The 13529-nt window shown below is 38.1% G+C and carries 11 protein-coding genes and 3 pseudogenes; 1 reads left to right on the top strand and 13 read right to left on the bottom strand.

The features are described from left to right. Positions 1-5: 5 nt before the first annotated feature. From fabZ to yhbY, 11 genes and pseudogenes are all read right to left on the bottom strand, one after another. Positions 6-470, bottom strand: a complete 465-nt coding sequence (fabZ, locus tag NYR89_RS04810) for a 3-hydroxyacyl-ACP dehydratase FabZ (RefSeq protein WP_279446561.1) — start codon at positions 468-470, stop codon at positions 6-8. 58 nt (positions 471-528) lie between these two features. Continuing rightward, positions 529-1554 (bottom strand): UDP-3-O-(3-hydroxymyristoyl)glucosamine N-acyltransferase, encoded by a 1026-nt coding sequence (lpxD, locus tag NYR89_RS04805; protein WP_279446560.1) that lies wholly within the window; start codon positions 1552-1554, stop codon positions 529-531. Then, positions 1554-2370: pseudogene (locus NYR89_RS04800) on the bottom strand (OmpH/Skp family outer membrane protein). Before NYR89_RS04800 ends, lpxD begins: the two are co-directional and overlap by 1 nt. Positions 2371-2468: 98 nt before the next feature. Beyond that, the gene (gene bamA, locus NYR89_RS04795) at positions 2469-4850 is read right to left on the bottom strand and encodes an outer membrane protein assembly factor BamA (RefSeq protein ID WP_279446559.1); all 2382 of its coding nucleotides are present in this window, start codon (positions 4848-4850) and stop codon (positions 2469-2471) included. A 64-nt stretch (positions 4851-4914) separates the two neighbouring features. After that, complete coding sequence (gene rseP, locus NYR89_RS04790; RefSeq protein ID WP_279446558.1) at positions 4915-6228, bottom strand: RIP metalloprotease RseP; 1314 nt, start codon at positions 6226-6228, stop codon at positions 4915-4917. 6 nt (positions 6229-6234) lie between these two features. Next, positions 6235-7105: pseudogene (locus NYR89_RS04785) on the bottom strand (phosphatidate cytidylyltransferase). Between the two features lie 20 nt (positions 7106-7125). Next, positions 7126-7817: pseudogene (uppS, locus tag NYR89_RS04780) on the bottom strand (polyprenyl diphosphate synthase). Positions 7818-8012: 195 nt separating this feature from the next. Continuing rightward, positions 8013-8720: a hydroxyacylglutathione hydrolase gene (gloB, locus tag NYR89_RS04775; protein ID WP_279446557.1), complete on the bottom strand. Its 708-nt coding sequence runs from the start codon at positions 8718-8720 to the stop codon at positions 8013-8015. Between the two features lie 62 nt (positions 8721-8782). Continuing rightward, positions 8783-9700: an N-acetylglucosamine kinase gene (nagK, locus tag NYR89_RS04770; protein ID WP_279446556.1), complete on the bottom strand. Its 918-nt coding sequence runs from the start codon at positions 9698-9700 to the stop codon at positions 8783-8785. Positions 9701-9702: 2 nt separating this feature from the next. Next, positions 9703-10407, bottom strand: a complete 705-nt coding sequence (locus NYR89_RS04765) for a phosphatase PAP2 family protein (RefSeq protein ID WP_279446646.1) — start codon at positions 10405-10407, stop codon at positions 9703-9705. An 87-nt stretch (positions 10408-10494) separates the two neighbouring features. Beyond that, positions 10495-10812: a ribosome assembly RNA-binding protein YhbY gene (yhbY, locus tag NYR89_RS04760; RefSeq protein WP_005622694.1), complete on the bottom strand. Its 318-nt coding sequence runs from the start codon at positions 10810-10812 to the stop codon at positions 10495-10497. A 120-nt stretch (positions 10813-10932) separates the two neighbouring features. On the opposite strand from yhbY, the gene NYR89_RS04755 reads away from it, so the two are divergent. Then, a complete protein-coding gene (locus NYR89_RS04755; RefSeq protein WP_279446555.1) occupies positions 10933-11691 on the top strand; it encodes a glycosyltransferase family 2 protein in 759 nt (252 codons plus the stop codon). A 121-nt stretch (positions 11692-11812) separates the two neighbouring features. On the opposite strand, the gene holA is transcribed toward NYR89_RS04755, so the two are convergent. Together holA and NYR89_RS04745 are read right to left on the bottom strand one after the other, a co-directional pair. After that, the gene (holA, locus tag NYR89_RS04750) at positions 11813-12838 is read right to left on the bottom strand and encodes a DNA polymerase III subunit delta (protein ID WP_279446554.1); all 1026 of its coding nucleotides are present in this window, start codon (positions 12836-12838) and stop codon (positions 11813-11815) included. 100 nt (positions 12839-12938) lie between these two features. Next, positions 12939-13433 carry an LPS-assembly lipoprotein LptE gene (locus NYR89_RS04745; protein ID WP_279446553.1) on the bottom strand — a complete coding sequence of 165 codons (495 nt, stop codon included), beginning with the start codon at positions 13431-13433 and terminating at the stop codon, positions 12939-12941. Positions 13434-13529 lie beyond the last annotated feature (96 nt).

Here is a 13529-nt window from a genome sequence, read left to right as displayed (position 1 = left end):
GGAAATTATTTACGAGCACACATTAAATCAGCTTCACAGACTAATTTACCTTCTACGAAAGCCTTACCTGTGAATTTTGTGATGCCACGCATTTCTTTTAGAAACTCAACTTCGAAAACGATTTGATCACCCGGCACAACAGGACGTTTAAAACGAGCATTGTCAATAGCGGCAAAATAGTAAAGTTCATCCGGGTTCATTTTACCATGAGTTGCCACAGCTAATACACCGGTTGCTTGTGCCATTGCTTCAAGAATAAGAACGCCGGGGAAAATAGGGTTAGCAGGGAAGTGTCCGGTAAAACAAGGCTCATTAACCGTTACATTTTTGATCGCTTTTAGCCATTTACCTTCTTCATAATCGGTTACACGATCCACTAAAAGAAACGGATAACGATGCGGAAGCATATCCATGATTTCAGTCACTTCAATTACTTTTGGCTCTCTATTTTCTTGTACTTCAATAGTCATCTATTTTGCCTCAATAAGATTATATAAATTTTAATTAAGTGAGTTATAAAAGTTTAGTTTATTCGGACAAACGTTTTTCTAGAGTTTTTAAACGTTTATTCATCTCATCAATATTCATTGTGAGTGCGGCGGTTTTACGCCATTCTTTATTAGTTTGTGCTGGAATACCCGATGAATAAATGCCTTTTTCTGTGATCGGTTTCATAACCATACTCATACCGGTAATAATTGCACCATCACAAATTTCCATATGCCCGTTGATTACACTTGCACCACCAATTTGACAGAATCTACCTACTTTTAGGCTACCAGCCATAATTACACCACCGGCAACAGCAGTGCCAAAACCAATATGTACGTTATGGGCGATTTGGCAGAGATTATCAATAATTACATTATCTTCGATTACGGTTGGATCTAATGCACCACGGTCAATACAAGTACAAGCCCCGATTTCCACTCGATTACCAATGATCACGCCACCGGTTTGTGGAATTTTAATCCATTGACCTTTATCGTTCGCATAACCAAATCCGTCAGAACCGATAACCGCAGAAGATTGGATCAAACAATCGTTACCGATTTCTACATTATGATATATAGAAACATTTGCCCAAAGTTGAGTACCAGCACCAATTTTAGTATTTTTACCGATAAAACAACCGGCACCGATAATCACGTTATCACCCAGTTCGACACCGCTCTCAATTACTGCGTTTGCTCCGATAGATACATTTTCGCCTAGTTTTGCTTCGGGTGAAATGACTGCGTGAGCTGAAATACCGTTTGCTGATTTAGGTGTAGAATCCATATATTGAGCAAGTTGTGCATAAGCCAAATAAGGATTGTTAACAATGATTAAATTTTGAGATTCGCTACAAAATTCAATATCCGCTTCACTAACAATAATCGCTCCTGCTTGAGATTGTGCTAGCTGAGGACGATATTTTGCATTGGAAATAAATGTAATTTGTGACGAATTTGCTTTATCTAATGCGGCAATACTGGAAATAGCCAAATCGGCGTTACCCTTTAGAGTACCGCCGATCTGCTCCGCAAGCTCAATTAAACGGAAATTAGCCATTATTTTTTCGCTTCTTCTGGTTTAGTTGCGGTATCTTCAGTCTTAGGTGCTTCTGTTGTAGCTGATTTAGCATCCTCTGGAGTTACATCTGCTTTTGGTGCCGGCTGATCAATTTTGATTTCCGGATGTTTCGCTTTTAATGTGTCTAAAACGGCTTCAGTAAAATCTTTACTCTCATCTTGTGCATAAAGTGCAACAGAAGGTGGGAATACTAGAGTATAACCTTTAGATTTAGCGACTTCTTTAATAGTTGTGTTAATTTCTTCTACTACTTGTTTTTGTACGGTTTGAGGATCTTTGCCACCAGCTTCTTGTTGTGCTTTATTAAGTTTCTCCTGGAAAGCATTTGCTTTTTTCTGGAATGCTTCGGCTTTCTTACCAAAATCTGTTTCACGTTTTTGGATTGCCGCAACTTTATTTTGGAACGCTTTATATTCAGCTTCAATCGCATTTTGGCGAGCTTGGATCTCTTTAGAACGTAAACGAGGAGCATCTTTTTCTAATGCTTCGCTTTTTTCTTAAGTGATGCTTCAACATTTGCTTGTTCCGCCTGTAATTTTTTGGCATCGCTCTCTAATTTATTTCTTTCTGTGGTTAAAGATTTATTTTCTGCCGCAAGTTTTTTCTCTTCATCAGCAAATTTATTTTGATTTTCTTTAACAAATTTATCAAATTTTTGTGCAAGCATCAATTGCAACTGGGTGATTTTGTAATAAGTAGTTTGGATCTACGAAGCCGATAGTATCACTTGCTTGTGCTAAACCTGCAGTTACTAATGCAAGCACTTACCGTCGCGATTTTAAAAAATTTTTTCATGAATATGACCTTATTAGATTGTATTGATAAAAGAGAGCGGTCATTATTTTCAGCGTTTTTGCAATAAAATTATGAAAGATGACCGCTTTTACTAACAATTAGAATGAACTACCAATACTGAATTGGAATTGTTCGATTTCATCACCGGAATATTTTTTAATTGGTTTAGCATAAGAGAATGATAAAGGACCAATCGGTGATTGCCATTGGAACGCAACACCTGCTGATGCACGCACGCGTTTGTAATCTTTGTAATCCGGTAAAGTTGGATATGCCGATTTTTTCCATTTAGTATTCCAAACACTTGCTGCATCTACGAATAATGAAGTACGCACATTGTGTTGGTATTTTTCACTAACAAACGGAGTCGGTGTAATTAATTCTAAACTTGCTGTTGCCATTGCATTACCACCAATAACGTCATCACTTACAGAAGTAAATGCACGTTGATCCGCAGAGTAATAAATTGCTTTAGGACCTACACCACCATAAGCAAAACCACGTAGTGAGCCAATACCACCTGCTGAATATAATTGATAGAATGGAACCTCTTTACCGCCGAAGCCTTTTGTATAAGCCACACCAGCTTTAGTTGAAACTACCCATTTATGCTCACGGTTTAATGGATAATAGTTTCTGAAGTCAGCACTTAAGCGATAATATTTATTATCAGAACCCGGAATGGTAACTTTACCACCGATATTGGCTGTAGTTCCTTCTGTTGGGAAATAACCACGGTTTAAGCTGTTATAGTTCCAACCTAATGAGAAATCAAAATCATCCGCTTTGATACGCTCATAATGCGTATGACCAGCAATGATTGGGAAATCCATTGATTTCACATATTTTTCACGTGTATATTCACGTTCTACATTTTTTAATTTATCGTGGGTATAGCCTAAACCTAAATAATATGAATTATTTTCATTTACCGGAAAGCCTAATGTACCATTAACGCCATAAGTTTGACGTTTATAAGACGCTGATGTATCGCTATCAGAGTTATCATAATCTTCATAGAAGATATTTCCGCCTAAACTTACACCGTCTTTAGTAAAGTACGGTTCGGTATAACCTAAGTTCACACTTGTACCGTAATCATTACGCGTACCGCTTAAACTTACTGTTGAACCCATACCTAAGAAGTTATCTTGTTTAATACCAGCTTGATAACTGATTCCGCTTTCTGTACCGTAACCGATACCGAAGTTGATAGAACCGGTATTACGTTCTTTGATTTTATACACTAAATCTACTTGGTCATCTGAATTTTGAACATTTGGCATTGACATCTCAACCGACTCGTAGAAACCAGTACGTTCTAAACGAGATTTACCTAATGCGGCATTAGTTGTCGATAACCAAGCACCTTCTTGCTGACGCATTTCACGACGTAATGTTGAGTCTGCAGTAACATCGTTACCTTCAAAACGAATATTACGTACATAAATACGACGACCAGCATCTACAACAAAGTTAATCTGAACAGTTTTGTCTTGCTCATTGAATTTTGGATAGAGATCAACCTTAGCAGTCCCGAAACCATGATCACCAAGTACTTGTTTAATACCTTCTTCGATTTCTAGTAATTCGTTTTTACGGAATAATTGACCAGGTTTAAAGTCTTTAAGTAAAGCATTTAGCTCTTTATCTAATTTAGCTGTATTGCCAATAATACGAATTTCACTCACATTATATTGTGCACCTTCGTGTACTTTATAAGTCAGATCAACTTCTGTTTTCTTATCGTTAAAACTTACATCAGTATCTTTTAATGCAAATTGAGCATAACCACGATTTTGATAGTAATCACGAATAGTTTCTAAATCTTTATTGTAAGATTGTTGCTCAAATTTACTACTTTCAAAAATATTCCACCAAGATACATCAGGCTGAATATCTAATTGTTTGGTAAGTTCTTTAGCACTAAATGCTTGGTTGCCTTCAAATTTAATATTTTTAACGTAAGCAACATCGCCTTCGGTAATATTAAGTTTGACATTTACGCCGCCATTCTCAGCACGTGTTGTTGTCGTTTCAATTTTTGCTTCATAACGACCAATAGAGTGATAGTGATCCAGTAGACCTTGTTTAAAACCTTCTACTTTCGCAAGATCATAGATTTCACCTTTAGTAATCAGGTTTGCTTTAAGATTATCTTGTAAAGGCTCTTTAGGAATAGCACTATTACCTTCAACATCTACGCTATTAATCAAAGAGCGTTCAGCCACTTTAATTACCAGTGTATTGCCTTCACGTGTTGCACGTACATCGTCAAAACGATTTTGTCTAAAAAGTTGTTTGACTACATTAGCCACATCATTATCTGTTGCCGTTTGACCGACTTTTACTGGAAGAGTGGAAATAATTGCTTGTCCCGTTTCGGTTTGTACACCGTCAACACGGATATCTTTAATGACAAAAGGTGCGACAACCACACCGTTTGCAATTAAAAGAGAAGAAAGTAATAATTTTTTCATTGAAATTATCCTATGAACGTTTTGTAAAATTATCTGCGAAAATAACCGCATATAACCTAAAAAATTAAAAATGAATCAGATCATTAATGAAGGCAAATGCCATTAAACTTAAAACAAAAAACACACCAATTTGTTGAAAACGGATGCGAATCACTTCGGAGAGTGCTTTGCCTTTCACAGCTTCTGCACCAAGTAAAATAAGTTGTCCACCGTCTAAAGGCAGTATTGGAAACAGATTCATTACCCCAAGATTTACACTAATTAATGCCATAAAACCAATGTAATAAACCCAACCGATTTCAGCTGTAGCTCCAGCACCTTTAGCCATGGATATAGGGCCACCCATATTTTTTAGTGATAATTCTCCTGTAATTAAATTACCAATAAATTGCAGGATAGTTTTAACAAGAGCTCCTACTTTTTCAACACTTTTCCATAAAGCCGTTAGAATATCATATTTTAACTCGGTTCGATACTTATCGGCTAAAGGCTCATAATTCGGCACAATACCGATAAGATAACGTTCATCTTTCATTTCCGGTTGAATAGATACCGTTTGGACTTGACCCGCTTTTTCGATAGCTAATTCTATAACTTGTCCGGTTTGAACCTGTTTAATTAAATCAAACCAATCAAAAGGCTTTTGATTAACCGATAGGATTTTATCGCCGGCTTGTAAACCGGTTTTAGCCGCCGGAGAATTTTCTATTACCTGTTTGATTTCAGGCATAACAATACTGCTTTTGGTACGAATCCCTAATGTAGTAAGAGGGTTTTCTTTATTGCCGTCCACATTCCAATTCGAGAGATCCAAAGAGAATCGTTGTAAACGATCTTCTCCCATTAGATTACCTTCAATCTCGACTTGATTTTTTCCGACTGAACCGATTAATGCTAAAGTGGTTTCTTCCCAGTCTTGCACGTTAGAAGAATCAACTCGCTTAATTTCAAAGTCAGTAGGTAGCTTTGCTTGTGCCGCAATTGTATTTGGTAAAACCTGACCAATGACCGGTTTTAAGGTCGGGATACCGTTTGCAAATACAATCCAGTAGGCAAATACTGCAAAAATAAAATTAGCGAGTGGACCGGCAATAATAATAAAAGTTCTTTGTAATACGGATTTGCTTTCAAGCATTTGTTCTTTTGGAACTTGATACTCACTTTCGCCGTTATACATTTGGACATAACCACCCAGCGGAATTAATGAGAAAGCAAATTCCGTACCGTGTTTATCCGTTTTTTTAAATAAAACTTTGCCGAATCCGATAGAAAAACGAATCACTTTGACACCACATTTACGTGCCGCCCAAAAGTGACCGTATTCATGTACAAAAACCAGTACGCAAATTAAGATAAAAAATGCAATAACAGAGGTCATAACATCCTAAAGTACAAAGAAAAAGAAAGTTGCAAAGAACGGAATTGCGGCGGTTAAGCTATCAATACGATCTAAAATGCCGCCATGCCCCGGAATTAAGTTACTACTGTCTTTAATGTTTGCTTGGCGTTTAAACATACTCTCAGCAAGATCACCTAATACTGAAATAGCAACAGTAGCTACAGAAACCAAAATAAACGGTAGCGTTGCTAATTCACGTCCGAATACATTATTTGGTGCGAGTTCTAAGAATAGAAAAGCGATGACAGATGAAGTAATTAAACCACCGATAGCACCTTCCCAAGATTTCCCCGGAGAAACTTTTGGAGCAAGTTTGTGTTTACCGAATGCTCTACCAAAGAAATATGCGCCGGAGTCTGCTCCCCAAACTAATAAACAAACGTAGAGTAATAAATAGGTTCCTTGAAATTCATCAATCGCATAGTTATTAAAGCGTAAAGCAAGTGCCGCAATAAAAAATGGAATTAAGGTACAAAAACCGAAACAAAATTTCGCAATCACGGATTTCGCCCAGACATTTGCAGATTGTGGATAGCTGACAACTAAAAGGAAAGCGATAAACCACCAAATACAAGAGATAAAGAGTAGGGGGGTGGTTTCATCTGTTAGGAAACGAGCTAGCACGGATATAATCCGAATTTGCAAAAATCAGTAAAATAAATAAACATACTGTCACAAAAGCAACAATAGCACGAGATAAAGAATGTTTAAAACCTGCGAATTGAGCCCATTCCCACATCGCCGCAGTAATGATTGCGGCTAAAATAATAGTTAATGGCAGAGGCGAAAGCAGAAAAATCCCTGCAAGTACGGCAATAACCATAACGATTGCAGAAAGTACACGTTCCTTAAGCATTGATAAAACCCTTATAATTATTAGCAACCGCCGAAACGGCGATCTCGTTGTTGATAAGCAATAATTGCTTCACTAAAATATTCATCATTAAAATCAGGCCATAAAACCGGACTGAAAAAAAGTTCCGCATAAGCAATTTGCCATAACAAAAAGTTACTGATACGTTGCTCGCCACTTGTGCGGATCAATAAATCCACTTGAGGTTGTTCACCTGTTACTAAGACTTTTTGAAAGCACTCTGTTGTAATATCAGAAACGCTAATTTCACCTAATTTTACTTTAACGGCAAGTTGTTGCGCGCTTGAGTAATATCCCAATAACCGCCATAGTTCGCCGCAATATTTAAAGTAAGCCCAGTATTATTAGCCGTAAGTGCTTCAGATTCAGCGATACGTTTTTGGAGATTCTCATCGAATCCTTTTTTATCACCGATAATTTTTAAGCGGATATTATTCTTATGCAGTTTTTTTACTTCGGAATCTAAGGCTCGCATAAATAATGACATTAATGCTGATACTTCCGCTTCCGGTCGATTCCAATTTTCACTACTAAAAGCATAAAGTGTTAATACTTTAATCCCGTGTTTAGCGACAAAACTTACTGCGGAACGTACCGCTTTTACTCCCTTTTGATGGCCAAAAACGCGTAATTTCCCTTGTTGTTTAGCCCAGCGTCCGTTGCCGTCCATAATAATTGCAACGTGTTGAGGCATATTTTGCGGATCAAAATTCACAGAAGTTCTCGCTTTAGTTAGATAGTAATTAACAAATGAGTAAAATGGTAATAACTATATCATAGGATAAGACGCTAAGATAGACACCAAGGGAATTGACCATATAAAAATTCAAAAGTTTATAATGAAAGTGAATAAATCAGGAAGTTTTTACTTCCTGATTAAAGAGAGAGGCTAGAAATTATCTTTCTGCTGGCGTAATGCAATAAATTGAGCTAAATCGACCGCTTGTAAGAACGGATTGATTTGTAATTCTCTTGCTAAAGTAGTCGGTAAGGTTGGCTGGTTACGAGAACGAAGAATTTCCGCTCTTTCCTGAATTTCAAACAGTTCACAACTTGGCGGCAAGACTGCTTCTGCAAATTTGAGATTGCTTAAGGTGTATTCATGTGCCGGAAAGATTTCGACAAATTCAGGCAATGCTTTAAAACGCTGTAATGCCTCAAATTGTGCTTGATAATCGCCGGTAAAAACACGTCCGCAACCGGCAGAGAACAGCGAATCACCACAGAACAGATATTCATTCCCAAATAAATAGCTAATGTGCTGAGCGGTATGACCAGCACTTTCAATCACTCGGATATCATAATCAAATAAAGTAAGGTGATCCTCTGGTCGAACAATTTGATTAGCGAACTGAGCAACTTCTTGTGGTCCATAAACCGGTATTTGAGGGTAACGAGAGAGCAATTCCGGCATACCGTCGGTGTGATCGTGATGATTATGTGTTAATAAGATAGCGGTCAAATTTAGCTGATCTTTTGCAAGAAATGCTAACACAGGCGTGGCATCTGACGGATCGACAATAATCACGTCATTATCTTTTTGAATTGCCCAAATATAGTTATCGGAGAGTGCCGGAATGGGAGTAATGTTTAACATAATACTTTCCTATAAAATATAAAAAAGAATACATAGGAAACCCATGTATTCATCAAATCGAATTATTTTAAGAAGAGTGCCGCCGCACCACGTGTACCGCCTGAGTCACCGTGAATCGCTTTTTTGAAGACTGGTACTTTCGCACTACGCATTAAATGTGGTGGAAGTGCTTTTGGCAATGCCTCATAAATATGATCAAAATTAGATAAACCGCCACCGAATACGATCATATCCGGATCAAGAATCGTAATGAGGTTACTGATACTGATTGCCATTAATTCAATGTATTTATCCACAAATTCGACAATTTTCGGCTCTTTTTGATAGAAACGTTCGATAATTTCTTTTGCTGATAGGCTTTCGCCAACCAGATCTCTAAATAGCATCTCAAAGCCACGGCCAGAAATATAAGTATCTAAGCAAGCGCGGTTACCACAGCCACATTCATAAATCGGTGCATTATCCCAACCTAATAGTTTTAAAGCGTGATAATTCAGTTGCATATGACCGACTTCTCCCGCCATACCGATTCTGCCGGAATGAATTTTACCGTCAAACACAAAACCGCCGCCAAAACCAGTACCGATAATTAAACCGAGTACGGTTGAGAATTGTTGGTTATTCGGATCCCAAGCTTCCGAAAGGGCAAAGCAGTTCGCATCGTTTTCTGCACGGACTTCACGGCCTAAACGTTCGCTTAAATCTTTTAAAATCGCTTTGCCGTCAGCCACTCGAATATTGGTAATTTCCGCAATACCGGTTTCACGATTTACAAAGCCGGGCAAACCTAAACCAACGGAACCTTGTTCGCCGAATTTATGATCAGCGTTACGTACTAAAGTTTCCACTGTATCAAGCCATTCTTCATAATTGGTTTGTGGTGTTGGTACTCGCTCACTATAAAGTTTTTCCAAACGTTCATTAAATGCCGCTAATTCAATTTTAGTACCACCGACATCTAAACCGTAATAAACAGCCATAATTAACCTCGTTTTTGAAAGATTTTGAATGTTTCTAAGAAAGGGATCACCCAAACAAACACGATAATGTGAAATAACCAAGCGATTAACGTGCTGACAAACAGATCAATAGGATAATGCATACCTAAGCGTAAACGACTGATCAACATCAAACCTGCCCATAAAATTGCAAAAATTTGGGCAAAAATGACCGCTTTTCCGTTTAAACCAAATAGCAACCCGCTGAAGACCAATAACCAAGAAACGGCAAAAATAGTATGACCTGAAGGGAATGAATAACCTAATTCGCCCGCTTGATGCTCCGCTACGAAATTAGCATCAGCCGGATGCGTTTTTTCAGCGAGAGAAAGTACGGTTTGTGCTTGTTCTTTCTTCGGTAGTGCATAGAATTGTTCTGTTTGTGCTTGGAACATTTCTGTCACAAAGGGGCGAGGCTCTTTAAATACTGCTTTCGCCCCTTCTTTGATGATTTGCGTGCCGACAACAGAACCTGCACAAATAAAACCGACTAAAAACCACGAGTAACGTTTACGTGTAAGCCACATCAAGCAAAGCATAAAGAGTACACAGGTAATTAATGCGTAAGGAGTTGAACCCGTTTCGGTTAAGAAAAACAACCAAAAATCAAGATCGTAAAGACGGTAATCCATTCCGCCAAATGTCCATTTCCAACCTGTCGCCCAAGTGAATAACGGCACAAGTAACATCAAAAAAGTGAAAATCGAGAGTTTTTTAATCACGAAAATTTCCTTATAAAAAAGACCGCCTACAAGCGGTCAGATTTGGCTAATAAATTACGAAATTGCTTTCGTTGCTTTTGGTAAGCTAATTTTCTTCTCTTCGCTTTGGCGATAAAGAACAAGAACGTGACCGATAGTTTGCACGTTAGTTGCTTTTGTTTCACGCACGATCGCATCGATGATTAATTGTTTGGTTTCACGTTCCGCACCTGAAATTTTTACTTTGATTAATTCGTGGTGATCTAATGCGTTTTCGATTTCAGCTAACACGCCTTCCGTTAAGCCGTTGCCACCAAGCATGACAACTGGGCTTAAGTGGTGTGCTAAACCTTTTAAAAATTGTTTTTGTTTCGTTGTTAATGTAATAGACATTGTTTTTAAACCTGTGGTTTGTTGAGAATAAAATTTGGCGTAGAAAATAGCACAAAAGGGGCGAATTTTAAAGTAAAATGCAATGAACAACAAACAAAATAAACCAGAAAAGGACAGATTATGCCAACGTTAAGTGTTGCGATGATTGTAAAAAACGAGGCTCAGGATTTAGCGAAATGCCTGGAAACCGTGCAAGGTTGGGTAAATGAAATTATTGTGCTGGATAGTGGCAGTAGCGATGAAACCGTACAAATCGCTGAAAGTTTTGGTGCGAAAGTGTATGTGAATTCCGACTGGCAAGGCTTTGGCAAACAGCGCCAGTTAGCCCAACAATATGTAACAAGCGATTATGTTTTATGGTTGGATGCGGATGAGCGTGTCACACCGGAATTAAAACAGAGCATTTTACAAGCGGTCGAAAAAGATGAAAAAAATACTGTCTATCAAGTAAGTCGTTTAAGCGAAGTATTCGGCAAGCAAATTCGTCATTCGGGGTGGTATCCTGATTATGTAGTGCGTTTGTATCGTACCGATTTTGCGAAATACGGTGAAGAATTGGTACATGAAAAAGTCCATTATCCGAAAAATGCCACGGTGGAAAAATTAACCGGTGATTTACTGCATTTTACTTATAAAGATATTCATCACTATTTAGTGAAATCGGCAAGTTATGCAAAAGCATGGGCAATTCAACGTGCGAATGCAGGCAAAAAGGCGAGTTTATTAGATGGCGTCACGCACGCTTTAGGTTGTTTTGTGAAAATGTATTTATTAAAAGCAGGCTTCTTAGACGGTAAACAAGGTTTGCTGTTAGCAGTACTCTCAGCGCATTCAACTTTCGTTAAATATGCGGATCTTTGGAACAGAACTCGGAAGTAATCTAGCTCATTTAAAATCCGTGTATTCGGTATATTTCGTGGTAGACATTTTTAACCAAGAATAATACGAGTACACGGAATGAGTGTTTTTGAATATTGACTGTATCAGTCGTAGAAATATTTTATTCAAAATAAGCTGAAAAGCGTTCTAATTCCAGCCAAATTTCATCACTAAATTCTTGTTTTACTTGCTTTTCCAATTCTGCTAAGCGTTGAATAAGTTGATACAGCTTTTTATAGGTTAAGCGTTGCACGGTCGCTTGATAAAAAGGGCGGCGATTTTGCCAGACTTTCAAGCGGTCAAATTCAGCACGTAAATTACCCATATATAACGGCTGACTGCTATTTTGTACTGGTTGCGGAGAGCGAGTAATTTCCAGTAGCACCAGTAACTCTTTTTGAATAATACGTAATAAGACAACCGGTTGAACTTCTTCATTTTGTAGATGTTTTAAAATACGTTCCGCACGAGCAATTTTGCCTTCTAAGAGTGCATCAATCCATTGAAATGGTGAAAATTGTGCGGATTGTTCTACGACTTCTTTCGCACGAGCCAGGGAAATTTTACCGTCATTAAAGCGGAGTTGTAGCATTTGTAATGCTTGTTTTAACGCTAATAAATTCCCTTCATAGCTATAACAGAGTAGTTGCACTGCTTCCGGCTCAATCTGCAATTCCATCGCTTTGGCTCGTTGTGAAAGCCAAGTGGGTAATTTAGTGATTTCCGGTGTTTGGCAATTAACTTGTATGGTTTGGGCTTCAATTTGAGTGAACCATGCTTGTTTTTCCATTGCTTTACTGAATTTCGGTAAGCAGAGAATCAGTAATAGATCCGGATGGTTCAAACGGCATAACTCAGCAACGTTTTTCATTTGTAGTGCGGTGGGTGCTTCCGGCAGATTGAGTATGATAATTTGACGGTTAAAAAACAAACCGTTTGATTGTGCCGTTTCAAAGATATCTTCCCATTTTGTGTCATTTGCAATGCTAACTTCTTGCTTCTCATCGAAATCGGCTAAACGAGCAACTTGTACGATATGATCTTTACTTTCGTTGAGTAATAACAAATCATTCCCGGTCAAGAGATAAAAAGGGGAGAGACTTTTGGATAAAACAGTAGGAAGTGCTTCAGGGAAAACTTTTTGCATATTGAAAACCACGGATTACACGGATAAACACGGATTGGTAGAATTTGCAAAAAATCTACCGCTTGTTTGCATGAAATCCGTGTTATCAGTGGTTAATGAATTATTTCGTTTGATTTAATTCTTTGTGTAAGCCAGCCATTTTGATAATAAGCTGACGAGATGCCTGTTCGTACATATCTTTCATAATCATTTCTTGTTCTGCCGATTTTGCCAATGCGGCACGAGAATCATCAAAGAAAGTACGATGAACAGAAACTTCTAACGGATATGCACCTTTTTTCGGTATATCCACGATTGCTTGTACATTTAACGTGAGTAATTTTTCCGCTTCACGCGCTTGTTTAAACACCGAGACGACTTTACTGCCGCTTGAAGCACCAACAAGACGTAATTTAGCGACGCCTTCCGTTGCGGAAACTAATTCTACATCGTTAAGTTGTAGTTGATGACGTAAAGTACGCGACATATCGCTATGCTGATCGGCACTTTCAAATGTCAGTGTACGCAGATCTTGCGGTAGCACTTCATTGTTTTTGAAGTGCCAACCGCAAGCGGTTAAACCGAGAACGGCTAAAAGAGAGAGTTTTTTTAACATTGGGAACTCCAATCAAAATAGGGTTGTAGAGAAGTGCTACATATACCCATTTCCGTAATATTCACAATAAAGGGCGAACATAGTTCGCCCTCATTG

The organism is Actinobacillus arthritidis, from assembly GCF_029774155.1.
GTDB classification, from domain to species: domain Bacteria; phylum Pseudomonadota; class Gammaproteobacteria; order Enterobacterales; family Pasteurellaceae; genus Actinobacillus; species Actinobacillus arthritidis.
The sequence above is the reverse complement of the archived record's forward strand: the minus strand, read 5'-3'. Positions and strand labels throughout refer to the sequence as shown.